Source organism: Brevibacillus aydinogluensis, from assembly GCF_961514395.1.
GTDB lineage: Bacteria > Bacillota > Bacilli > Brevibacillales > Brevibacillaceae > Brevibacillus > Brevibacillus aydinogluensis.
In genome coordinates this window covers 2439220-2461797 of record NZ_OY569118.1, presented here as the reverse complement: position 1 = coordinate 2461797, position 22578 = coordinate 2439220, and the positions used below count along the sequence as shown (strand labels likewise).

The window sequence follows — 22578 nt, the reverse complement described above, 5'->3', positions numbered from 1 at the left end:
ACTGCAGGAGGAGTCCAACATGCAGCAAGCGTTGCAAAACATGAGAGTCGTCGACCTGACGCAGGTGCTTGCCGGTCCCTACTGCACGATGGTGTTGGGGGATTTGGGAGCCGACGTGATCAAGGTGGAGAAGTATCCCGACGGGGACGACACCCGGACGATGCGGCCGTTTGTGAAAGATGAAAGCTACTGTTATATGATGGTGAATCGGAACAAGCGGGGCATCCGCTTGAACATCAAGGAAGAAGCGGGCCGTGCCATTTTGTATGACCTTGTCAAAACGGCTGATGTCTTTATCGAGAACTTTCGGCCCGGCACGACCTGCAAGCTGGGGATCGATTATGAAACCCTGCGAGCCGTCAACCCCGGCCTGATCTACTGTTCGATCTCCGGATACGGACAAACGGGTCCGTACAGTCACAAAGGCGGGTTTGACATTATGGCACAGGGCCTGTCGGGGATCATGAGCATGACCGGTGAAAAGGGGGGCAGACCCGTCAAAAGCGGCATTGCCATCCACGACATCGCGGCGGGCGTTACCGCGCTCTACTCCATTTTGGCGGCCTATGTCCACAAGATTCGGACAGGGGAAGGCCAGTACATCGATTTGTCGCTGGTAGATTCGGGACTGGCGTGGACGGTATGGGAAGCGGCCGCCTATTTCGGCGCGGGGGAAGTGTCCGGACCGAACGGCTCTGCTCATCGCGTCTCCGCCCCCTATCAAGGTTTCCAGACCAAAAACGGGCACATTCTGATCGGCGCGGCCAATCAAAAGCTGTGGGAGCGTTTTTGCCAGGACGTGATTGACCGGCCGGAACTGCTGGAAGACCCCCGGTTCATCACGAACAGCGACCGCATCCGGCATGTGGACGAACTGGAGGCCATCATCCGGGAGATCATCATCCGCGAAGAGTCCCAGTACTGGCTGGAAAAGCTGGACAAGGCGGGGATTCCGTCCGGCCCCATATACCGGTATGACGAAACCATGAACGACCCGCATATCCGGGCGCGTGAGATGATCATCGAGTATGAGCATCCCGCTGCCGGGCCAATTGTAAATCTGGGGTTTCCCGCGAAGTTTTCCAAAACACCGGGACAAGTAAGACGCCCGGCTCCCTGCCTGGGCCAACACACCAGGGAAGTGCTGCGGGAACTGAAGTATTCGGAAGAAGCAATCCGGGAGCTAGAGGAGAACCAGATCATCTGACAGCATCCTCGTCCACACCACGGACGTTGCCTGCAAACGGCCCCCTTTCTGAGGGAAAGGGGCTGTTCACTGTTGAAGCCGGGTTGTTAACTGCTGAAAAAACCGCTGTGGCTGCTGTGTTTGCGGCGGTAGTGCTTATGGCCATAAGAAGTGTGCCCAAAATGGCCGAAGTGGCCGCGGTGGCGGTAATCGCTGCTGCTGTAGCGGCGGTATCCGCCTGTTTTCATCAGCAGACCGGCCCCTTTTTTCAGCAGGGCGATCACCACGATTGCTGCGATGATCAACAGCAGCAGGCCGATGCCGAGTATGGTGAGAATGATGGACATGCTCATCGTCTCCTTGTCATGGGGGTCTACCTGTATGTACGAACAGGCGGGCGCCCGGTTTCAGAAGGACGACGAGCTTACGATTTCGCTTGCAGATAGCGTTCGTACGGCGTGTAATCGATCTGTTTTTTCTGCAGGTGCTGAATCAGCCACTTGTGATCCCGCTTCGGCGTGGCGATGATGTAGCCTTTGACGATCAGCTCGGTGGTGATGGTCGTCGCCTTTTCCTCCAGGGCGAGCTGGCCGATCTTCGCCGCGATCGAGCGGCGGGCCACATCGCGGAACAGATTCGGCACCGGTTCCACCAGTTCGTTGAGCAGGGCAAGCCCTTCATCCGTCCACATGGAGCGGGTCTGTTCGATATAGTAGTCCTGCCAGTCCAGCTCCGATTTGCCGTCTTGTTTTGGCATGGATTTCAGGAACTTGCGGAACATGAAAAACCCGCCGATGCCCATCAGCATGACCAGCACAAACGACCAGCCGATGATAAACAAGGAAAAACCCGTGGACATTTGCATTGCGTATGCAACCCCTCAATCCAGTTCTTCTAAGCGCAACTATAGCGCATTTCACGCGTTCCAACAAATCTTTTTTCCACACGTCGTGCGCCATTCCCGAAAGTACCTGGTTACAGCGTACTGGAAGCGCAGGATGTTTGCAAGCGGGCAGGGCAGCCGAGAGGAGAAGCGGAAGGCGGCATTTGGGATACAGTTGACGGGCAGATGTGCGAAGTAGGCGGTTTACTCTTCCCAAGCGCACATACAATTTAGTATTATTAGAATGAGACTCAAAAGGAGCTGACGCCCATGTTCAAGCTAGGACAACGTGTCGTCATCATTGCTGACACCTTTGAACAAGGGTTGCCGGTTGGTGAATACGGGTACCTGATTGGTCGTGATCGAAATCCCGACAGCGCGTTTGCGTGGATTGTGCGCATTCCAAAGATAGATAAGCAGTACGCTGTACCGGAAGAGGACATCGCCTTGGAAGAGAAGCTGATCGAGCAGGAGGCGGAACGCATCCAACGGGAGGCACTGCTTGACTTTGCGCTGGCTACCCGCAACGAGGCTCTCTTCCGCCAACTGATGGGCATGCAGGATGAAGCAGCGGACAATGGCGACCCGGTAAAGGAATCAATGGAAGAGTTCATTCGCAAAGTGAATATAAAAGCCTGGATCTAACGGGGGCCCTTGGACAGCGAACGGTTTCCTTGCGAGGAAATCGTTCTTCTTCTTGGGGGCATGTCCCTGTTTGACATGGCACAGAGACGAAAGTGAGGCTGTTGCATGTCGGATTTTGTGACGTTTACCAACGAATTTGGCCAAACGATCCAGATGTCGCGCGAAGATTTCCAGAAGAAAGTAATCCCCAACTATCTGGACAAGTACTGGGACGAGAAGGAAAAGCTCCGCGATTTTGCGATGGGGCTGGTGCGCGACCAGTTCACCGAACAGGCGGCCATCGCGGCTGATCGACTGCTGGAACTGTACGGACCGATCGAGTCTGCGATCTTGTTTCGCGCCGTGGTGCACATGCAGGCGCTTGAGTTCGACAAGGCCAAGGCGATGCTGATCGACTGTTTGGAGCGCTTTCCCACCTCCGGCACAGCTTGTACCAATCTGGCCAAAATCTACGCCTATGAGGGCGACGAGGCCAAAGCGTTTGAAACCTTGGAAGCCGGACTGTTCAAGGACCCCAATCAGGAGAACGGGCTGAACATGTACATGGAAAGCTTCCTGAAGTTTGGCAAACGGGAAGAGCTGAAACAGCGGCTTGAGGCGCTTGCCGCCAAAGAAGGGGCGTGGATGCCGCAGCTGCACATAGCGCGCCTGTTCCTGACGGAGGACAATTTGCTGAAGGCGGTGCAGTGGTACAGGCAGGCCATCGACGGTGCCAAGGGGAAGGAAGACGTGGTCATGACTGTCACCGGCGAACTTGGACAAGCCGGGTACGTCTATCAACTGATCCAGATCTGCGAGGAGTACTGGACGCCCACATTCCAACTCCCGTACGCGGGCTTCAACTACGCCAACGCGCTGCTGGCCACGGACCAGAAGGAGAAGGCCATCGCCATCCTGCGTGAGATGCAGCAGCATCTGGCCGACAAGTACAAGCCAATGGTGGACCAATTTTTGGCCCGGGTGCCGGGAGCACAGGAGACGGAAGCAGCAATGCGGGAGCAGGCGCAGACGCCGACGGTACCCAGACAGGCAGAATCGAACAAAAAGAGTTGGTGGAAGTTTTGGCAATAGCCCGTTTGCATCCAGGTGTCCGGCAGTATGTACAGCCGGACGTTTTTTGTGTGAGGGGAGAAGCGGGTGAGTCTGTGCCGTGGACGAACGGAACGTGTTTCACGCAGACCGGCGCCGTTCCCTGTGAAAGCGGATTGGCGCCGGTGACAAGCCTCTATTGAAACTGGCGGGTGAGCATCCGTTCGAGCACGGCGACGCCTTGGTACATCAGGGTGGCGACTACCGCAATGATCGCCAGGCTCACCATGACCAGCGTGAAGGTAATAAAACTGCTTAAAAAATCATCCGTGAAACACAAGCGACTCCAATACATATCCGCGCGGCTCTTTCGGGTGCCTTTGCGCCGTAATGCTCTTGACCAGGATAGACACAAATTGTTTCTTTTCCTCAAAGGACAGTTCTTCCCAAGACTGTTGCAGATTTTCGTACAGGGAGAGCAATTGTTCATTTGAGAAACGGTTTTCCAGCTGTTCGGACTCGGTTTGAATCAACTGTTCCAGCTCGGCTTGGCGAGTATTGAACGCCTCCAGCTGCTCTCGCAGTTCATCCATCTCAATGAGGTCTGTGATGAAAAGCTGTTGGAGGCGTTTGCGCTTCTGCTTCAGAGACTCCAGTTCTCGTTTGTAGTCGTCAAGGTTTGCGGCTTTCAGGCAAGCGTTTTTGTCTCCTGTTACCTCACGCCTGATCTGATCGGTACGGTTGCGCAGCTCAGCCAAAAACAAGCGCTCCAATTTGTCTTCACGGATTTGGAAGTGATGACAAGCACCTGGCTTTGTAAACGAGCAGCGATAATACCTGATAGGCTGACCTGGCGTCTTTTTTCCTTTGCTGTGGTAAGTGGTTCCGTTCAACGTGCTGCCGCAGTTCGGGCATGTCACCAGGCCGGAAAAGAGGTACCCGGAAGCTACACTCCGTGGTTTTTTCATCGCTTGTGCGTCGAGGATTTTTTGAACAAAATAAAATTCCTCTTTATCGATGATGGGAGGAAGCGCATCCTCAACGATGATCCAGTCTTCTTCCGGTTTTACGGTTGTGATGGTGCCTGTTTGGGTGGTGTAATTATAGCGGAGTGTGCCGATATATATCGGGTTTTTCAAGATTTTTTGGACGGTGTTGACAGAAAAAATGGCATTGTTTTTCGTTCTGCACCCTTGACGATATAACTCTTCGGTTACTTTATTGAGATTGGCGTGTTTGGCATATAGCCGAAAGATCATCCTGACAGTTTCTGCTTCTTTCTCGTTCACAACGAGCTCTCCATTTACTTTGTCATATCCAAAAGGGGCTTTCCCGCCTGGCCGTTTTCCTTGCCGGGCCTTTTCCACTTTGCCGAATTTCGTGCGTTCCCCAAGGTTTTCCCGTTCCCATTGAGCCAGGGCGGCAACCAGCGTAATGAACAGCCTGCCGATCGCTGTTGTCGTGTCGTATACTTCTGTAGCGCTCTTGAACGTTACGTTGTAACGATCAAACTCCTGAAGAAGGTTGTACAAGTCCAGGACAGATCGCGTCAGCCGGTCCAGCCGGTACACAAGCACAACGTCAATCAGCCCGCAGTGGATGTCATTGAGCATGCGCTGTAATTCAGGACGATTGGTATTCTTCGCGCTCACCCCCTCATCGATGTAGTAATCAGCGATTTCCCAACCTTGCGATGTTACATAGGCCGTTAACCGCTCGCGTTGAGCAGGGATGGAATATCCTTCTTTCGCCTGTTCGTCCGTACTGACACGGATGTATAAAGCGGCTTTTTTCATGATGCGACTCCCCTCCCTACAGGAATGCATATGCAGCAATTCTTCCGTGTCTGCAACGCAAATGATACGTTGCGCTGCTTCCCCAAAATTGACCGTGATTTCCACAGCCATTGAGAGGGTGAGCCGGGTTGAGCGTCATGTTAAACAAGCTGCTCGACATAAAGTGACACTAAAGGAGGGGATGAACATGAAGGTTGTTGTGACGTTGCCGCCTGATTATCCCCGAAACGACCCCAACTATCCAAGCAAGGAACGGCTTGAAATGGCATATACCGCATTATTGCCAGCCATGATTCGCATACTGACGCAGAAGCAGAAAGGAAAGAAGCAGGCGAATTCTGCCTGATTGCCCGATCTCGGGCAAACGGACAAGCCCAACGGGAGGTTAAAATGGACAGCATCGGCATCAAGTAAGTGAGTCTCTCATCATTGCTCGGTGCATTGCCTTGGGTATCGATGATGTGGTCAATGTCGAAGTACAAAAAGAGGATGAGGAGCAATTGCGCTCTCTCATCCTCTTTTCACTTAATTCTCCTGACGAGTGGGGGTGCCGCTGTCTTTTCCATTCTCAGTTCGCTTTTCCTTGATTTGTTTCAACGAGGCGACGATTAGAAAGCTGACGATGACAAGCAGAACCCAGGAGCTGACCTTACCTACATGGACGAGACGCCAGCTGTCGGCTTGATTCGGGTATTCCCACGCGCTAAAAAAGGTGGCGACGTTCTCCGCAATCCAGATGAAGAAGCCGATCAGCACGAAGGAGAGGATAAGCGGCATCCGGTAGCGATGACGGCCGACCTCATAGGTAACCCAGGTTCGGCTAAAGACGATCAGCACCAAGCCAGCCAGCCACCAGCGAATGTCAACCAAAAAATGGTGGGTGAAGAAATTCAGGTAGATTGCAGCGGCAAGCGGGGTAACCAACCAGAGAGAAGGCCAACGAACCAGTTCTACCTTCAGGCGTCGCCAGGCCTGGCACAGGTAGCTGGCCACGCTGGCATACATAAATCCGCTGTAGAGAGGGACTCCGTACACCTTCGTCCAGCCTTCTTCCGGGTATGACCAGGACCCCATGCGCACCTTGAACAGTTCCAGCGCCAAACCGATCAAGTGGAAGACGGTGATCACCTTCAGCTCGTCGCGTGTTTCCAGACCGGAGCGCAGCATCCATACCTGCATGGCCAGGCAGATGATTAGCAGCCAGTCGTAACGGGGCAGCCAGGGAAGGTGAATGAACTTTGTCAGAGCCAGTGAGGCAAAGATGACCACAGGAAAGACACAGGACAGCGCCTGCTGCCAGCCGAAGCGTACCAGCTGCTGCATGGCATGGAATAATCGTCGTTTCAAATTGTTCACCTTCTACGCAGATTCACAAACGGTTATGTTGATTCTCTTTAGAACCTTACGTGTTTTCGTCGCTTTTATACTCTAAAATGTCTCCAGGCTGACAATCCAACGCCTTGCAAATCGCATCCAAAGTTGATAATCGAATTGCTTTTGCCTTTCCGTTTTTCAATATGGAAAGATTGGCCATTGTAATTCCGATCTTTTCCGATAGTTCTGTAACGCTCATTTTCCGCTTGGCCAGCATCACGTCAATATTGATAATAATCGCCACGTTACTCACCTCAGACCGTCAAATCATTTTCTGCTTTGATTTCGATAGCCTCCTGCAACAGCTTTTGGAGAACCGCAGCAAAAACGCCGATCACCATGGAGGCAAATATCAGGACCAATCCGATGACGATGATGCCTGGGGCGTCGTCAGCTTCAGCCATCAGATAGAGAAGCGGCATGCCTGCCATGTACAAAATACTGATGGTAATGGCACAGTATTTGATTTTCTGTAAAGCGACTACAGATAATTCTGAGAAGGCTTTATTTTGGTCAATATAGCTTAAAAGTTTAAACGCTTGATACAGCGCAACGTAAAAAGGGATCGCTGTTGCATACAAAAGGATAAAAACGAGATATTTCATCATCGCGATATTCGGATACAATTCAGCTGCGTAATTGGCGATCTCAGGCACCAAAAACAGGCACATGGCGAGAACTGGCATTCCAATCAGAATAACAGCTCCCTTTAAAAAGAGTGTTGTTCCTCGTCTCATAAAAAACCCCTCACTTTGCTGAATTCGCTTTGACTTTACCACTCAATTTATCGTTTTTCAATAAAAAAATGCCGTAAAAAGATATATTTTTGTTGTTTTTTTGTGGAACAAGGCGTTCCCGCGCTTACAAATACGGAAGCAGCCATTGAATCGTTACCTCCAATGGCTCTTTATCCCGATAGTAAAAAGAACCAAAACGCATAGCAGTTGTCTGGCAATGTTCTGCATCCAATATGCGAAAATGGAAAGAGGTGGAAATGCCTTGGGGTAAGAGCGTGGTTTTTGAAGCTGACACAGTGGAGGAAAAGAATCGGCACGAAAAAGGTATACGGATGGCGAACGGCTGAATAATGTAGAAAATAGACGGAAATTTACCAATTGAGATGACGTTCATTTTCGGTGTGAGAGGGGGCGTACCATGAATGTTGCGGTAAAACCCAGAGTTTTCATTGGCTCTTCCGCAGAGGGACACCGACTGGCACGAGCGCTCCATGCTTCACTGACACATGAAGCCCAGGTCACAATCTGGTCACATGGGATATTTCAACTAAATCAAACAGCGTTACAAAGTCTGTTGAATCACCTCGATGCGACAGATTTTGCCGTATTTATTTTCTCTCCGGACGATCGTACATATCTGCGGGGGGCGGAACTGACAGCAGCACGGGACAATGTGATTTTTGAACTTGGACTTTCCATTGGAAAACTTGGTGCTGACCGTGCTTTCTTCGTCAAGCCAAGAGGACTTGCAGACTTCCGCATTCCCACGGACTTGTTTGGCATTACTCCAGGTGAATACGAGATTGATCGAGACGACGATAACGCAATGTCAGCCGTCAGTGTGTTTGCCTATCAACTCAGTGAAATTATCAACAGGCTCGGCCGCAGACAGGATTCGCGTGATATAATGGAAAAAAACAAACGCCTCACCGCTCAAGTCAATTTTCTTTACTCGTTGGTAAAACACAGCAATCACACGGCGATTAAATACAATCGGGTCATGGAGAACTTTCTTGGTTCCTGTTCAACTCCCGACGGATTCAGCCCATCAGCGGCAACTCTATTTTCCCTCGTTGAAGATGAACTGGTACAAATCGGTCACGCCAGAGACGTAGATGAAGGAAAACGGTACAGCTTGGATCATAATGAGAGGTTCCCGGAGGATAAGAGTTGGGTTGTTGAGTCCTTCTTGTCCAACAAATCCATCATGGCTTTTAAAGAACAAAATACGGTTCGCGGTGAATACGAATATATCATCTGTATTCCGATTGCAAAAACGTTTGTGGTGACCGTCCATTTGCTTATCAATAGACAAGTGCCTGAAGAACGATACGATGCGCTGCTGGAACAGTTTATTGAAAAGGAAAACCAAGCAATCCTCAGTTCGTTAAATACGTTTCTGGAAAGGGGAGTTGAAGCATATGTTGAACAACAACCCGCGCAAATTTACTAAGATTGGCAGAAAGGTCAGAGCGTTCGTCGTTCATTCACCATCCGACTTTGCGATTACATTAAAAAGAAAAGCTGCGGTCCAGGCTGCCATGGAGGCCAGGAAAAAATATGCGAAACCCGATGAAAAGCTGTTTCAAGAAATTTACGCTGACGGTCCGAGTGTTACCAAGAATGATGACCATGTTCGAATTGTAGCAACGCGCAATGTTCATTTTGACGAACCGATGTTTGGATAAACAGGGGGCGACGAGCCTCCTTCATTTTTTAGGGGTGTTCGGGATTCATTCGGGTGCAGCGTTTGCAGCCATTATCGGTCCCTTGGCAGAAGTGTCAGTCATGATTGAAGTAGTAAACGTTACGCTTTGGTTTCATAAGAGATATTTCAACAATACAAACAATACAAAAGGAGAATAGATCATGGATAAAAAACCACTCGTGTATGCAGATGAACATTGCCCTGTTATTTCCAATAAAAACATCGTGAAATGGCATTGGGGTTTTGACAATCCTGCGAAAGCAACAGGAACCGAACAAGAAATTATGACTCGATACCGTACTGTACGTGATTCCATCAAAGCTCGCATTGAAAAATTTCTTGCTGAAGGTATCTAGGAAGTAGGGGCATTCGTAAACGACCATGCGATTCATGGTCGTTTACTTTAGAAAGAACATATAGCTAGGTATTCCTCATATGATTGATCACATATTTCGCATCTTTCCCAACCCCACGAAGTGTCGCTGATGCCAAAGAGCGTTGCCAAGGGAGTCCAACATAATACAGACCTTTTACAGTTGTACTGACGCCCTTATGATGCAAAGGGGAGCCATCTTTGTCCAAAGCTTGAAGAGAGGAAAGGTAATTGACGTTCGGACGATAACCGGTGGCGAAGATGACGGTATCAACATGTTCTTCCGTACCGTCTGACCAAATAACGCCATCTTTCGTAAATTGGACAAACATCTCCTTCCGACTTGGCTTTTGATTCTCGATGGCTTTCTGGTATTTCCCCGTATCCAGGACACCCTCTGGTTTTGACTGAAGCAGCCATTTTCCAAAACCAGTTTGGTCGATCCCAAGCACCGTGACCCAGAAATGAACATCCTTACCGATAATTACCTGTGGCTTAAAGAGAATGGGCGAGCGTGTGGCAATGGTAACGTCTGCATGTGCTGCCAACTCGACTGCAATTTGGACCGCTGAGTTACCTGCCCCGACCACTACAATTCGTTGGTTTTGAAAGGGAAAGGGGTTTTTATAATCCTTGGAATGAAGAGTGGTCCCCTGAAAATGTTCAATCCCAAGAATATGAGGGATAAATGGACGACTAAATCCGCCCGTAGCAGCGATTACATTTTTTGCTTGGAATAATTCCCCCGATCCAGTTGCGAGCAAAAACAAATGTTTCTCCTTTTGAATATCAGTAACTGAGGTATTGGTCCGAATAGGCAAGTTAAAATATTGGGCGTAATGTATCAAATACGATACGACTTCATCTCGGACAGGATAGCGAGTGGGATCTCCTGGAAACGGCAGCCCGGGAAGGGAGGAGTAGCGAGCAGGGGAGAACAAGGTAAGGCTGTCATAATACTGTGGCCATGAGCCTGCAGGTTTATCAGCAGCTTCGAGAATAAGAAAATTAAGCTGCTGTTGTTGAAGGTGATAACCAGCCGCTAAACCAGCCTGACCGGCACCGATGACAATACAATCATAAATAGGGGGCACCTTAATCATTCCTTTCGCAAAATCGGATTATAACGATGTGATTTTTAGAAAAATATTATTAGTGTTCACTTACAACAATTGCGTATATAGGTACCAATTAATCTCTACATAAAGAATTTATAAAAATAACTTGCTAATTGCAAGTAATTCGTGTATAAATGGGTAAAGAGGTGAGGAAATGGATAATATACGTGAAATTTTACAGACGATGACTCGGCGTATTGGACTTCTAAATAAAAACTGTTGTTCAGTAGATGGAATTGACATATCGGTTGTGCAAAGCCACATCATATACGAAATCAACCGGAACCATCAGCCGTCCATGCAACAAATTGCTGAGATTTTAGGAATGGATGTCACGACATTCAGCCGCCAGGTTCAAGCATTGGTTGAAGCAGAACTCGTAAAAAAGACTCCGTATGCAGAAGACCGCAGGGTGCATATCCTTTCCTTAACGGAAAAAGGGAAACGCATTCATGATTATATTGATAGGCTAATGTGCTCGTATTATGAGGATATCTTTTCTCATATGAGCCAATTTGAAAAAGAAACGGTGATTCGTTCCCTACAATTGTTGAATCAAGCGATGGCTAGAACCAAGCAATGCTGCAATCCCATGGGTGATTAAACCCACTTTTCTTTCTAAAATACTTGTAAAATGCAAATAAATAGGGGTGGTGAACATGTGGCGCGAAGTTCTGGACAGTTTTTTATGGATCGCATTAGAGTTAACGGTATTGTTTATTGTGATCTCGTTTGCCATCAGTTTTCTCCAGAGCTTTATCCCTTATAAAAAGCTTGAAAATTTTTTGGCGGGGAAAAACACAGCCCTGGGTGCCTTTATGGTATTGGTATTCGCGTTCGTTACACCATTTTGCTCTTGCTCAACCATACCGGTGGTTGTGAACTTGTTAAACAAAAAAATCCGTTTCGGGATTGTGATGGTGTTCCTTTTCGCATCACCGGTGTTAGACCCAACTATAATTACCCTCATGGGAACAATGCTCGGGGTAAAAGTAGCGATTGCCTATACTGTCATTACTTCCGTGTTATCGGTGATCATCGGGTTTACCCTGGAACGATTAGGGTTTGAAACACAAGTTAAACAAGTTGTCATGACTGGATACAACGAGTCAAGCAAGTCCTTTAGCCTGAAAGCTGCCTTCGCCGAAACATTGGGACTGATAAAATCGGTTTATCCTTATCTCATTATTGGTGCTGCGATTGGATCTGTCATTCATGGTGCTGTACCTACCGAATGGATTACGACCTATATAGGTGGAGATAAGTGGTGGATGGTGCCAATCGCAGCCATTATTGGTATTCTGCTCTATATTCGACTCTCGACAATGATCCCCATTTCGCAAATTTTGATTGCAAAAGGAATGGCTCTTGGTCCAGTAATGGCGCTTATGATCAGTTCTGCGGGAGCAAGCTTGCCAGAGTTAACACTGCTTCACTCTATTTTTAAAAAGCGATTAGTTGGAGCGTTTGTTGTATCTGTGTTCACCATGTCCACCATGTCTGGATTTTTATTCTATATTATCTGAGGAGGAGTATAACATGGGATTCTTGAAAGGTTTGTTTGGAAAAAAAGAGGGTTCTTGTTGCAAGGTAAAAATCGAAGAGGTCAAGGATACAAAAGATTCTGTTTGCAGCCCAAATGAGTCGGAGGACTGTGAAAAGGGGGATTCCGGTCATGAACCTTTGCATTCGAGCTGCAAGTGCGGCAGATCTTGAATCAATCCTCACGATCTACAATCAAGGGATTGCTGACCGAATCGCGACCTTGGAATCAGAAGAGAAGGACTACACGTACATCAAAAAGTGGTTTGATGAACATCAGGGGCGATACGCCGTTCTTGTCGCAGAGATGAATGGTGCCGTCATTGGATGGGCTTCTCTTAACCGTTATTCGAATCGATGTGCCTATGACGGCGTCGCTGACTTATCAATCTATATTGAGCGGTCTTACCGAGGAAAAGGCGTCGGGAAGGTACTGTTAAACAGGCTTGAGGAGGTAGCGCGCGTCCAGAAATTTCACAAAATCGTGTTGTTTACCTTTCCGTTTAACGGACTTGGCCAAGGTCTTTACAGAAAATGCGGGTACCGTGTAGTCGGTGTGTTTCACAACCAAGGTATATTGGATGGAAACTTCGTTGATGTGATGGCCATGGAAAAAATTCTTTGAGAGGATGGGGAGACATTCCTTGGACAGAAGGGCTGATAATGCTTACCTGGAGGGAACACCAGCGCGTACGAGTAATGCAGGTATTTTCATTACCTTCATGAGGGTAAAATTAAACACCTGAAAGCCGTAGATGATCAGATAGCCCAGCCCTTTTTGTGAGACGAGAAATTCGCCAACGATCACGCCCACCCAGGAGAGGCCGACGTTTACCTTGAGCGTGGAGAGAATTGTCGGAATCGTGGCGGGCAGGATCACCATCGTAAAGGTTTGCCGCTTGTTGGCGCCCAGCGTCTGGACTACCTTGACATAATTAGGATTCACTTCTTTGAAGCTGGTGTAGATCACGATCGTGGTAATGATGACGGAGATGGCGCAGCCCATCGCGATTACGGAGACCAGGCCGGGCCCCAGACCGACGATGAAGACGGGGCCGAGTGCCACCTTGGGCATGCTGTTGCCGACCACGAGATACGGCTCCAGCACCCGGGAGAGAAAGGGGGACCACCAGATCAGGGTGGCGAGCAGCGTGCCGAGCAGCGTGCCCAGCAGAAAGCCGACAACGGTCTCTCCCACGGTTATCGCTACGTGCGGCAGCAGGCTGCCGTCCAGGATCATCGACCAGAACAACTGCCACATTTTGGACGGGTAGCTGAAGATCAGCACGTTGATGGCGTTGGCACGGGCGAGCCCTTCCCAGATGCCGATGAACAGCAGAAACAGGGCCAGTTGGGTGGCGACGACCAGGCAGCGCTGTTTCGCCATCCGTCGCAAATGGTTGCGGTGGATCGCCTCAATCTCATGTGGCTGCATCGGTCACCACCTCCATCTCTTTCCACACCTGGTGAAACAACTCGTGAAACCCGGGACGATTGCGGGCTTCAAACGGCAGCGCATCGCGGATTGCTGGCGGCACGGCCACTTCGCTTCGGATGCGTCCGGGATTGCGCGCCAGGATGTACACCCGGTCGCCCATCGCAATTGACTCGGACAGGTCGTGCGTCACCAGTACGGCCGTTTTTTTGTGGCGGCGCAGCGTGGAGAAAATCAGGTCCTCCAGCTTCAGTTTGGTCTGGTAGTCCAGCGCCGAAAACGGTTCATCCAGCAGCAGGATGTCAGGCTGGCAGGCGAGTGTACGTACCAGCGCCACCCGCTGCCTCATCCCCCCGGAAAGCTGTGCCGGATACGCCTTGCGCACGTCGGCCAGTTCCATTTCCTCCAGCAGGTGCAGGGCGTACGCTTCCGTCTCCCGGCTGCGGATGCCCTGTATGTCCAGGCCGAGGAAGATGTTTTCCTCGATCGTGCGCCAGTTGAACAGAAAATCCTGCTGCAGCATGTAGCCCACCTGGCGGGAAGTGCCCTCCACCGGCCGTCCATCAATCAGAATCTTGCCTGCTGTCGGTTTTTCCAGCCCGGCGATCAGGGAGAGCAGTGTCGTTTTGCCGCAGCCGCTGGGGCCGACCAGGCAGATGAACTCGCCTTCCGCCACGCGCAGGTTGATGTCTTTGACCGCCATGAACGCGCGAGTGGTCGTGACGTAGAGATGGGTGACGTGACGCAGCTCGATTTTGGCCGGTTCAGAAAGAAGCTGGTTCATATCGCTTACTTCCCTTCCTTGGCGGTTTTGGCAAACGTGGTGTTGACCAGCTTGGCGTAATCGACGCGCTGTTTCAGTTCACCTGCCTGGTCCATGATCTCCTGCAGGAGGTTCCACTCAGATTCGTCGAGAATCGGGTCGGTGGCGTACGAGCCTTGCTCCAGATAGCGTTTGACAGAGCTTTCCAGAATCTCCGGACTGACCTCCTGGAAGTAGGGGGCGATCACCTGGGCGGTCTCTTTGGGAGAGTGGCTGGCCACCCATTGTTGCCCTTTGTAGATGGCATTGGTAAACTTTTGGATAGCGGCTTTCTGCTTCTCGAGATAACTTTGTTTGGCCATGTACGCGGTGTAGGGAACCGTGCCGCTTTCCTGGCCGAACGAAGCGACGACGTACCCGATGCCGTCTGCCTCGAATTGGGACGCCTGCGGCTCGAACAGCTGGACGTACTCTCCCGTCCCCGAGGCAAAAGCGGACGCGACGTTTTTGAATTCAATGTTTTGAATCAACTGCAGGTCGTTGTGCGGGTCAATGCCGTGCTTTTTCAGCACGTACTCGCCGACCATCTGCGGCATGCCGCCTTTTCGCTGGCCGAGAAAAACGCTGCCCTTCAGTTGGTCGAAGCTGAAGTGTTCCACTTTTTGGCGCGAGACGAGGAAGGTGCCGTCCGTCTGCGTCAATTGGGCAAAGGTGATAACCGGATCGGCCGCTCCCTGCTGGGCGACGTAAATGCTCGTCTCCGAACCGACCAGCGCCACGTCAATGCCGCCGGAGAGCAGGGCGGTCATGGTTTTGTCGCCGCCCCACGTGGTGGTCAGTTCCACGTCGAGCCCTTCTTCCTTGAAGAAGCCCTTTTCCAGCGCGACGTACTGGGGGGCGTAAAAGATCGATCGGGTTACTTCCCCGATCCGTATTTTTTCCGGGGCGTCGGCACAGCCGGTCAACAGCGCCGTCAGCGCCAGTCCGGCGGCAAGCCCCAGAGAGAGCAGTCGCTTCATCATCATCCCTCCTGACAAGGCAAGTGCCTGAACAATCTGCTTGATGTAGGGTATGCGCCCTCGGAAAAAAGGGTGAATGCCCAGCAACCTGACAGGCACCTGAACGTCAGAATGAAAAGGAGACCACTCGCAGCATGATCATTACCTTTCTGGGAACCGGATCGGGTGCTCCGTCGACGCGTCGAAACGTCAGCGGGATCGCCCTCCGCTTTATTCAAACAGGCAAGTGGTGGCTGTTTGACTGCGGTGAGGGCACACAGCACCAGATTTTGCGTTCCCCGCTAAAAGTAAGTCAATTGGAAAAAATCTTCATTACCCACCTGCACGGGGATCACCTGTACGGCTTGATCGGCCTGTTGGCCAGCCGCTCGCTGCGCAACGACGAAGCATCGGCGGTGGAACTGTACGGGCCGCCGGGCGTGGACCGCTACATCCAGGCGGTGATGGACGTAAGTCCCGTCCATCTGCATTACCCGCTTCATGTGCACATCGTCGAGGAAGGCACCATCTGGGAAAACGAAGCGTTCACGGTGTCCTGCCGCCGGGTGCAGCACCGGGTGCCGGCGTACGCCTATGCGGTGGTGGAAAAGGATCGCCCCGGCGCGTTTCTGGCGGACGCAGCCGAACAGGCGGGCATCCCGCAGGGGCCGCTGTACGGGGCGTTGAAGCGGGGGGAGCGGATCACCCTGCCAGACGGTCGTGTCTTTGACGGCCGCGATTTTGTCGGACCAGTCCAGCCGGGGCGCAAAGTGGTCTACAGCGGAGACACCCAGCCGTGCCGCGCCGTCCGGGAATTGGCGGCCGGTGCTGACCTGCTGATTCACGAGGCGACGTACGCCTACCGGGACAAGGAGCTGGCCGTGCGCAGCGGCCACTCCACGGCGCGGGAAGCGGCCCTTCTGGCCCGGGAAGCGGGGGTGAAGGCGCTCTGCCTCACCCACTTCAGCCCGCGCTATGAAAATGAAGACGGGGACCTGACAATGGCCGATCTCTTGGCGGAGGCCAGGGACGTCTTTCCCAATACGACGTTGGCGGAAGATCTGGCCAGCCTACCTGTAAAACGAGTGCGCGGCGGAGTGGGCGAAACGGCGAATCCCTGCTATAATGAATGATCATCATCAGGAAAGAGGGAGAGCATGAAACGGGTTACCTTTGCTACCCCGGAAGAACTGCGGGAACACTGTCTGCGGGAGAACCTGTCCCTGATCGTGGAGTACCGTGACGAGGAAAACCGGCAGCGGCAGGTCGTCCTGGAGGGAGAGCGGCTGAACGAGCTGGAAACCTACATCAACCGCCCAAAAGCAGAGGCGTACTTCCGCAGTGCCGGGATCTTTCACGAAGTGGTGGCCGGTTGGCGCTAACCGGCAGAGAACAGAGAGAACGGAAAGGTGAACAGGAGTGTATGGGAAACGACTTGGCGGGCCGCTCGCGGTTCGCTACGCCATGTTTGTGCTGGGGCTGTTCATTGGCGCATTTGGCTGCGTACTGACGATCAAGGCACACCTGGGCGTCTCGCCCTGGGATGTGCTGCACATCGGTCTGCAAAAAACGTTTGGACTGACCATCGGCATCTGGACGCAAATCGTAGGGGTCATCGTCATCCTGCTTTCGTATGTGCTGGCTAAGATCAAGCCGACGTTTGGCATGTTTTTGAATATGGTCTGCTTTGGCAGTTTTCTCGACTTTTTTCTCTGGCTGGACATTGTCCCGACAGCCGAAACCATGCTGGAACAGTATCTGATGCTGCTCGCCGGTTTGCTGATAATGGCCGTCGGCATCGGGATGTACATCTCGCCGCGGCTGGGCGCTGGACCGCGCGACAGTTTCATGCTGGCGATGAACGAACGGATGGGCTGGAGCATTCAAAAGGTACGCATCGCCATCGAGGTAACCGTCCTGTTGGCGGGTGCGGCCCTGGGCGGACCGGTGTCGATCGGCACCGTGCTGATCGCGCTGTTGACCGGTCCGCTGATCCAGCGCACGATCCCCTTCTGGCAGACCGTCATGCAAAAACCGTACGGGATGGCGCCTGCCCCCCAATCCAAAAAGCCTGCAGCTTCTTGATGGAGCGCAGGCTTTTTTGGCGTTTGCGAGCGTCAGGCCAGCCAAATTGGACGGTGCTGAAATGCAGGACATGGGCGTCCGTCCAATCAATCCACCCGTTTGGCTCATACCGTATGAGTAGTTGCCAACAAAGGAGGGGAAGCGTAATGAGTAGCCTGTTTAACGGCGGTTTCTTTGACGATTTTGCCTTGGTGCTGGTGTTGTTCGTATTGCTGACGATCGTCGGGTGCGCCTGCGACAACTAATCCAGGCACAACTGGCGGGTATGAGCAAACAGGGAGCGGACACGCGCTCCCTTTTGCTTTGCGCTTTTGCGGTGACGCAGCGCGGCGGACAGTTTGAACTGCGCTCAGACAATCGCCCTTTTTCTCGCTCCTGTGTGAACACCCAACCCAAAAGGCAGCATCTGTACATAGGATGATGCAGACATTCGTCACGACAGGGAGGAATCCAGGTGAAGATTTTGACGTTTCATCATCAAGCGCCGTTTGCCGACATTTTGGCGGAGCTGAAGGCGAAGTTGAAGTTGGCTACCCGGGCGGCGAAACAGCCGTGGCGCTGCTTTGACGACGTCTCCTGCATGTGCGTTCGCGATGAACTTTTTGAGATGTACCAGGACCACTTTTTACGGCACAATCCGATCGTGGAAGAAAACGTGGTGGTCAGGGTGCACTCGCAAGAAGAGGTGCCCTGGGGCGTGAAGTATGTCGGGGCGGAACGGTTGTGGAAGAGAAGCAAGGGAGCCGGCGTGAAGATCGCCGTCATCGATACAGGGATAGACCGCAATCATTTCGAGCTGCGCAATCGAGTGAAGGGAGGCATCGAACTGGTCCGGGGCAAACGCAACGGGCACGGCACCCATGTGGCCGGCATCATCGTAGCGGAAATGAACAAGCGGGGGATAGTCGGGGTCTCCCCGGAGGCTGATCTCTACGATGTGCGCACGTTCCGGGAGGACGGCACAGCCAGGTTGGCCGACATCATGCGGGCCTTGAACTGGTCGATCAAAAACAACATGGAGATCATCAACATGAGCTTCGGCATGCCGCAGTACAGCGAAGCGCTGGCGCGGATTGTCAAAAAGGCGGCGGACCGGGGAATCGTCATGGTGGCGTCAGCCGGCAACAACGGGGGACAGGTGGAATACCCGGCCCGGTATCGGGAGGTAATCGGTGTCGGGGCAGTGGCGCAAAACGGCAAGCTGGCGGAATTCAGCTCGCGCGGCAAAGGAATGACGACGACGGCGCCGGGCGTGGACATTTTGTCCACCTGGCCGGGCAACAGCTTCAAAAAGCTGAACGGGACGTCGATGGCGGCGCCGCACGTGACCGGATTGATCGCGCTGCGCCTGGCGCGGAAAAAATCGGCCGCGAGTTGACCGGCCAACGCCTAATAAAACGTCTAAAAAAGAGAGGCAGGCGATTCTTTATCGCCTGCCCTTTTGTGCCGTCCCGTGTTTGCCTGCGGTTACTGGTGCGTTTTTGTTTCGTAGTCTTGTTGGACGCGAAACCATATATTAAGATCATTGATAATGCTGGCCAATTCGTGAATTTCGCTGTTCAATTCGCAGGAGCGGGCGAAGTTTTCTTCCTCAAACATCTGTTTTTGCTTTTCGATGATAATGGCTTCCAACTGAATGATGCGATCGGGAATGGTTGCGCGAATTTCTTCCCACTCCAGCAGCATGCTGGCCCGTTCTTCCGGCGAATACTCGTCCCAGTCGTGGTAGAGGACGGGAAGCCGAACGCCCAGCCGTTCGTCGTACTGAAATTGATAACGCAAAGCCCTTTCACTCCTCTCCATTCACATCATATCAAAAAAGGAGCCGCAGGGGGAGGGGCCATGCCTGCCAAGAGGTGAACCAATGTGACGACTGCAGTCAACGGGCGCGTGCTGATTGACGCCGACGCCTGTCCGCGAAGCGCGCTGGAGATTGCCCGGGCGCTGTGCAAGGAAAAAGGGTGGCGCTGTGTCACCTTTGCCAGCTACCATCACCAGATTCACGGTGAAGATCACGTCGTGGTGGACGCCGGCCCCCAGGCAGTGGACATGAGGCTGGCCAACGAAGCGAAGGCGGGCGACATCGTCGTCACCCAGGACATCGGACTGGCCGCACTCGTGCTGGGGAAACGGTCCAAGGCCGTGACACCGCACGGGTCCGTGTTTGATGCGGAACGGATCACGTTCCAATTGGAAGAACGAAACGAAAAAGCGCGCTTCCGCCGGGGAGGCGGGCGAACCCGCGGACCGTCTGCACGCACACAGCAGGACGATCAGCGGTTTGCGGCCGCACTGCGTGCGTTGATGGAGGAGGGGGAATGAGGCTGCCTCGCCATATGGCCGATCCCCTGTGAGGAATCCGGACGAAGGCGTCTGTCCTGTCACGCCCGCTCAGGCAAATAACCGAATTCCTGCATCAGGCCCAGCCATTTTTCCACGCTGGGCTTGTTCTTTTTGTCCCGGGGCAGGACGATGTAGGCGGACCGTTTGGGCGGTCTGTTGCCGACAATGGTGATTTCCTTCAGTGTTCCGTTGGCGAGGTCGGCCTGCACCGTCGAACGGGTTAGCAGGCTGACGCCCAGGCCTTCCTTTACCAGGTCGATGGCCAGTTCCGCCTTGTCCACATGCAGTTTGGGGACAAAGCTGCGCGGCAGCGTCTGCCGCATCCACTGGTCAAACGGCGGCCCCCAATTCATGAAGAGCAAAGGGAGGTTGCGCAGTTCGCGAGCGTCCACATGTGGCGCTGTGATAATCGAGTCGTCCGGGGGACTGACCAGGACGATCTCGTCTTCCCAGGCGGGAATGACCTCAAAGTTGGGCAGAGACGGCGGCACGTAGACGATCCCGATTTGGATCACGTTGTCCAGGAGAAATTGGATTACGTCGGCGGAGTGCCCCGTCTTGGTGCTGATGGCAATGTGCGGATAGCGGTAGTGGTACTCCTTGAGTATCGGCTCCAGGATGGCGGTCCAGATTGAATTCAGGCTGCCGATGGAGAGGTAATCCTCGTACGGTTGGAGGGCAGCCACTTCGTTCAGCGCCTCGGTGGCGAGCTTCAGGATGCGTTCGGCGTACGGCAGCAGCGTCAAACCGGCCTGGGTGATCTTCACGCTGCGTTTGTCCCGGGTGAACAGCGGCTTGCCTACTTTTTCTTCCAGTTGTTTGATTCTCGTCGTAACGGTCGATTGGACAACGTGCAGCATTTCTGCCGCTTTTGTAAAGTTTTTCGTTTGCGCCACGGTATAAAAGGCACGTAACTGTTCGAAATCCATGCGCTGTGTTCCCTCTTATCACATTCTTTGATAACTCTGTGCAAAATTGTTCGTTTCTCAAATTATACCAGCTTTCGTAAGCTGGGAGTATCGCGAAATGTCAGACAGAAGACAGAGTGAGTGTGATAGAGATGAAGAGACGCGTGTGGAGGGAAACGCCGATTTCCGTCAAGCTGCTGCTGGTCACCTCGTTTTTGATGAACCTGGGGTTTTACGCGCTGATTCCATACCTGACCCTGTACTTGACAGGCAGCATCGGATGGACGGTGGCGATGGCTGGCCTCGTGCTTGGCGTGCGACAATTCTCGCAGCAGGGATTTGCCTTTCTCGGCGGGGTGGTGGCTGACACCTTTGGCTACAAGGGTACCATGGTATTGGGCCTGTTGATTCGCGCCGCAGGTTTTGCCCTGTTTGCGTTTTGTACAGCGCCGTGGCAGTTTTTTCTGGCGGCCGTTCTCTCCGGATTGGGCGGCTCGCTGTTTGAACCGGCCATGTCGGCCGCCTTTGCCGTGCTGACTCCCGATTCGATTCGCAAGGACGTGTTTGCCTTTCGCAACGTGCTGACCAACGTCGGCGTTGTCGGCTCCCAGGTCGTGGGGACCGCTTTGGCCGCCTTCGATTTTACGTACCTGTCGCTGTTTGCCGGGGCGATTTTTGCGGGAAACGGGCTGATCGCGCTGTTCCTGCTGCAGCCGATCGAAGTGAAGCACGAGCGGCACGGCATCTGGGCGAGCATGGCGCTGGTCGTACGGGACAGGCGCTTCGTCCGCTACACGTTGATCCTGATGGGCTACTACTACCTCAACATGCAGCTGTTTCTCACCATACCGCAACTTGCGCAGGACGTGACGCACAGCAAAACCGCCGTCGGCATCGTCTTGTCGTCCGTCTCCGTTTCCGTCATTTTGCTGCAGATGAAGGTCAGCCAGTGGCTGGAGGGATACCCGCAGCGCCTCACCCTGATTGGATTGGGCACATTTGTCATGGGATTCGGCTTGTTTTTGCTGGCGTTTGCTGATACGCTGTGGATGTTGGTCGCCGATGCACTCTTGTTCGCCCTGGGCACGATGATCGCCGTACCTCATATGATGGACATGGTGCAGCGTTTTGCGCCGCCCGAGCACGTCGGTGCCTACTACGGCTTCAATGGGTATTCGCTGGCGATCGGCGGTTCCGTGGGCCAGTTTGCCGGCGGTTGGGTGTATGATCTGGCACAGCGGCAGGAGATGCCCTGGCTGCCGTGGACGTTGTGCCTGTTTGTCGGCCTTTGGGTAGCCTGGAAGCTGTACCGGATGGAGCAGGAAATGGCTCAATCCAAAAGCGACTGTGTGAGGATGGCACGATCCTGAAAAATTTTTTGTGCTGACTTGAAACTTTTTCCAACTCCCGCTCGTATATAACGGTAGAGATGGTTGGCACAAGAGAAAGGGAGGGAATCACAAATGGATGACATGAAGAAACTGAAACGGATGCTGCTTGTAACCAGTTCCCTTGGGTTTGCCGTCTTTGCCATGGTGGTCATTACGGAGATCGTGCGCGTAGCCATGTAACACATGACGCACGACGACTGCTTGCATGAATTGCTTGCGAAAACGAAAAGCTTGCGGTTCCTCACAGGCCGCAAGCTTTTCTTT

The 22578-nt window shown here is 52.6% G+C and carries 28 protein-coding genes and 2 pseudogenes; 17 read left to right on the top strand and 13 right to left on the bottom strand.

Annotated elements, in window-relative coordinates; translation table 11 throughout:
• The first annotated feature begins 19 nt into the window (after positions 1–19).
• Positions 20–1207 (top strand): CaiB/BaiF CoA transferase family protein, encoded by a 1188-nt coding sequence (locus Q7F15_RS12155; protein WP_304414415.1) that lies wholly within the window; start codon positions 20–22, stop codon positions 1205–1207.
• Between the two features lie 86 nt (positions 1208–1293).
• Here Q7F15_RS12155 and Q7F15_RS12150 read toward each other — a convergent pair whose 3' ends face one another.
• Entirely contained in the window at positions 1294–1533 is a 240-nt protein-coding gene (locus tag Q7F15_RS12150) for a hypothetical protein (RefSeq protein ID WP_171566545.1), read from the bottom strand.
• Positions 1534–1610: 77 nt separating this feature from the next.
• A complete protein-coding gene (locus tag Q7F15_RS12145) occupies positions 1611–2045 on the bottom strand; it encodes a DUF2621 domain-containing protein (RefSeq protein ID WP_171566554.1) in 435 nt (144 codons plus the stop codon).
• Positions 2046–2339: 294 nt separating this feature from the next.
• Here Q7F15_RS12145 and Q7F15_RS12140 point away from each other — a divergent pair, with 294 nt between their 5' ends.
• Positions 2340–2714, top strand: a complete 375-nt coding sequence (locus Q7F15_RS12140) for an ATPase (protein ID WP_171566546.1) — start codon at positions 2340–2342, stop codon at positions 2712–2714.
• A 105-nt stretch (positions 2715–2819) separates the two neighbouring features.
• The gene (locus Q7F15_RS12135; RefSeq protein WP_171566547.1) at positions 2820–3785 is read left to right on the top strand and encodes a tetratricopeptide repeat protein; all 966 of its coding nucleotides are present in this window, start codon (positions 2820–2822) and stop codon (positions 3783–3785) included.
• A 154-nt stretch (positions 3786–3939) separates the two neighbouring features.
• Here the strand turns inward: Q7F15_RS12135 and Q7F15_RS12130 are convergent.
• Positions 3940–4044, bottom strand: a pseudogene (locus Q7F15_RS12130) (ABC transporter permease); the annotation flags it as partial.
• A gap of 22 nt (positions 4045–4066) precedes the next feature.
• Positions 4067–5539 carry a recombinase family protein gene (locus Q7F15_RS12125; RefSeq protein ID WP_171566548.1) on the bottom strand — a complete coding sequence of 491 codons (1473 nt, stop codon included), beginning with the start codon at positions 5537–5539 and terminating at the stop codon, positions 4067–4069.
• A 187-nt stretch (positions 5540–5726) separates the two neighbouring features.
• Here Q7F15_RS12125 and Q7F15_RS12120 point away from each other — a divergent pair, with 187 nt between their 5' ends.
• Positions 5727–5885: a hypothetical protein gene (locus Q7F15_RS12120; protein WP_171566549.1), complete on the top strand. Its 159-nt coding sequence runs from the start codon at positions 5727–5729 to the stop codon at positions 5883–5885.
• A 179-nt stretch (positions 5886–6064) separates the two neighbouring features.
• Here the strand turns inward: Q7F15_RS12120 and Q7F15_RS12115 are convergent, their stop codons facing one another.
• From Q7F15_RS12115 to Q7F15_RS12105, 3 genes are all read right to left on the bottom strand, one after another.
• On the bottom strand, positions 6065–6862 hold the full coding sequence (locus tag Q7F15_RS12115) for a DUF817 domain-containing protein (RefSeq protein ID WP_304415535.1): 798 nt from the start codon (positions 6860–6862) through the stop codon (positions 6065–6067).
• 79 nt (positions 6863–6941) lie between these two features.
• The gene (locus Q7F15_RS12110; RefSeq protein ID WP_171565696.1) at positions 6942–7157 is read right to left on the bottom strand and encodes a helix-turn-helix domain-containing protein; all 216 of its coding nucleotides are present in this window, start codon (positions 7155–7157) and stop codon (positions 6942–6944) included.
• Positions 7158–7167: 10 nt separating this feature from the next.
• Positions 7168–7650 carry a DUF2975 domain-containing protein gene (locus tag Q7F15_RS12105; protein ID WP_171565695.1) on the bottom strand — a complete coding sequence of 161 codons (483 nt, stop codon included), beginning with the start codon at positions 7648–7650 and terminating at the stop codon, positions 7168–7170.
• A 418-nt stretch (positions 7651–8068) separates the two neighbouring features.
• On the opposite strand from Q7F15_RS12105, the gene Q7F15_RS12100 reads away from it, so the two are divergent.
• The 3 genes and pseudogenes from Q7F15_RS12100 to Q7F15_RS12090 form a co-directional block, all read left to right on the top strand.
• Positions 8069–9103, top strand: a complete 1035-nt coding sequence (locus Q7F15_RS12100; RefSeq protein WP_171565694.1) for a TIR domain-containing protein — start codon at positions 8069–8071, stop codon at positions 9101–9103.
• Positions 9072–9338 carry a hypothetical protein gene (locus tag Q7F15_RS12095; RefSeq protein ID WP_171565693.1) on the top strand — a complete coding sequence of 89 codons (267 nt, stop codon included), beginning with the start codon at positions 9072–9074 and terminating at the stop codon, positions 9336–9338. The genes Q7F15_RS12100 and Q7F15_RS12095 overlap by 32 nt, the downstream gene beginning before the upstream one ends.
• Before the next feature lie 202 nt (positions 9339–9540).
• Positions 9541–9714: pseudogene (locus tag Q7F15_RS12090) on the top strand (low molecular weight phosphatase family protein); the annotation flags it as partial.
• A gap of 64 nt (positions 9715–9778) precedes the next feature.
• On the opposite strand, the gene Q7F15_RS12085 reads toward Q7F15_RS12090, so the two are convergent.
• Complete coding sequence (locus tag Q7F15_RS12085; RefSeq protein WP_304414414.1) at positions 9779–10825, bottom strand: flavin-containing monooxygenase; 1047 nt, start codon at positions 10823–10825, stop codon at positions 9779–9781.
• A gap of 178 nt (positions 10826–11003) precedes the next feature.
• On the opposite strand from Q7F15_RS12085, the gene Q7F15_RS12080 reads away from it, so the two are divergent.
• The 3 genes from Q7F15_RS12080 to Q7F15_RS12070 all read left to right on the top strand — a co-directional run bounded on the left by Q7F15_RS12080 (position 11004) and on the right by Q7F15_RS12070 (position 13016).
• Positions 11004–11453 carry a MarR family winged helix-turn-helix transcriptional regulator gene (locus Q7F15_RS12080; RefSeq protein ID WP_171565691.1) on the top strand — a complete coding sequence of 150 codons (450 nt, stop codon included), beginning with the start codon at positions 11004–11006 and terminating at the stop codon, positions 11451–11453.
• A gap of 55 nt (positions 11454–11508) precedes the next feature.
• Positions 11509–12375, top strand: a complete 867-nt coding sequence (locus Q7F15_RS12075) for a permease (protein ID WP_212132338.1) — start codon at positions 11509–11511, stop codon at positions 12373–12375.
• A gap of 149 nt (positions 12376–12524) precedes the next feature.
• Positions 12525–13016: an arsinothricin resistance N-acetyltransferase ArsN1 family A gene (locus Q7F15_RS12070; RefSeq protein ID WP_253264271.1), complete on the top strand. Its 492-nt coding sequence runs from the start codon at positions 12525–12527 to the stop codon at positions 13014–13016.
• A gap of 42 nt (positions 13017–13058) precedes the next feature.
• Here the strand turns inward: Q7F15_RS12070 and Q7F15_RS12065 are convergent, their stop codons facing one another.
• From Q7F15_RS12065 to Q7F15_RS12055, 3 genes are read right to left on the bottom strand one after another with little or no spacing between them, the layout of a single operon-like run.
• Positions 13059–13826: an ABC transporter permease gene (locus tag Q7F15_RS12065; RefSeq protein ID WP_212132340.1), complete on the bottom strand. Its 768-nt coding sequence runs from the start codon at positions 13824–13826 to the stop codon at positions 13059–13061.
• Entirely contained in the window at positions 13813–14610 is a 798-nt protein-coding gene (locus Q7F15_RS12060) for an ABC transporter ATP-binding protein (protein WP_304414413.1), read from the bottom strand. Before Q7F15_RS12060 ends, Q7F15_RS12065 begins: the two co-directional genes overlap by 14 nt.
• Before the next feature lie 5 nt (positions 14611–14615).
• A complete protein-coding gene (locus Q7F15_RS12055) occupies positions 14616–15608 on the bottom strand; it encodes an ABC transporter substrate-binding protein (protein ID WP_171565687.1) in 993 nt (330 codons plus the stop codon).
• A 134-nt stretch (positions 15609–15742) separates the two neighbouring features.
• Here Q7F15_RS12055 and rnz point away from each other — a divergent pair, with 134 nt between their 5' ends.
• From rnz to Q7F15_RS12030, 5 genes are all read left to right on the top strand, one after another.
• The gene (gene rnz / locus Q7F15_RS12050; protein WP_171565686.1) at positions 15743–16720 is read left to right on the top strand and encodes a ribonuclease Z; all 978 of its coding nucleotides are present in this window, start codon (positions 15743–15745) and stop codon (positions 16718–16720) included.
• 24 nt (positions 16721–16744) lie between these two features.
• Positions 16745–16969 carry a hypothetical protein gene (locus Q7F15_RS12045; RefSeq protein ID WP_171565685.1) on the top strand — a complete coding sequence of 75 codons (225 nt, stop codon included), beginning with the start codon at positions 16745–16747 and terminating at the stop codon, positions 16967–16969.
• Positions 16970–17051: 82 nt separating this feature from the next.
• Entirely contained in the window at positions 17052–17672 is a 621-nt protein-coding gene (locus tag Q7F15_RS12040; RefSeq protein ID WP_171565709.1) for a YczE/YyaS/YitT family protein, read from the top strand.
• Positions 17673–17818: 146 nt separating this feature from the next.
• Positions 17819–17917, top strand: coding sequence for a YjcZ family sporulation protein (locus tag Q7F15_RS12035; RefSeq protein ID WP_029099369.1), 99 nt, complete (start codon positions 17819–17821; stop codon positions 17915–17917).
• Positions 17918–18126: 209 nt separating this feature from the next.
• Positions 18127–19050, top strand: a complete 924-nt coding sequence (locus tag Q7F15_RS12030; RefSeq protein WP_171565684.1) for a S8 family peptidase — start codon at positions 18127–18129, stop codon at positions 19048–19050.
• Between the two features lie 89 nt (positions 19051–19139).
• Here Q7F15_RS12030 and Q7F15_RS12025 read toward each other — a convergent pair whose 3' ends face one another.
• On the bottom strand, positions 19140–19475 hold the full coding sequence (locus Q7F15_RS12025) for a hypothetical protein (RefSeq protein ID WP_171565683.1): 336 nt from the start codon (positions 19473–19475) through the stop codon (positions 19140–19142).
• A gap of 63 nt (positions 19476–19538) precedes the next feature.
• On the opposite strand from Q7F15_RS12025, the gene Q7F15_RS12020 reads away from it, so the two are divergent.
• The gene (locus Q7F15_RS12020; RefSeq protein ID WP_171565682.1) at positions 19539–19994 is read left to right on the top strand and encodes a DUF188 domain-containing protein; all 456 of its coding nucleotides are present in this window, start codon (positions 19539–19541) and stop codon (positions 19992–19994) included.
• A 59-nt stretch (positions 19995–20053) separates the two neighbouring features.
• Here Q7F15_RS12020 and Q7F15_RS12015 read toward each other — a convergent pair whose 3' ends face one another.
• A complete protein-coding gene (locus Q7F15_RS12015; protein ID WP_171565681.1) occupies positions 20054–20944 on the bottom strand; it encodes a LysR family transcriptional regulator in 891 nt (296 codons plus the stop codon).
• Positions 20945–21075: 131 nt separating this feature from the next.
• Here Q7F15_RS12015 and Q7F15_RS12010 point away from each other — a divergent pair, with 131 nt between their 5' ends.
• Complete coding sequence (locus Q7F15_RS12010) at positions 21076–22293, top strand: MDR family MFS transporter (protein WP_304414412.1); 1218 nt, start codon at positions 21076–21078, stop codon at positions 22291–22293.
• The last annotated feature ends 285 nt before the right edge of the window (positions 22294–22578 follow it).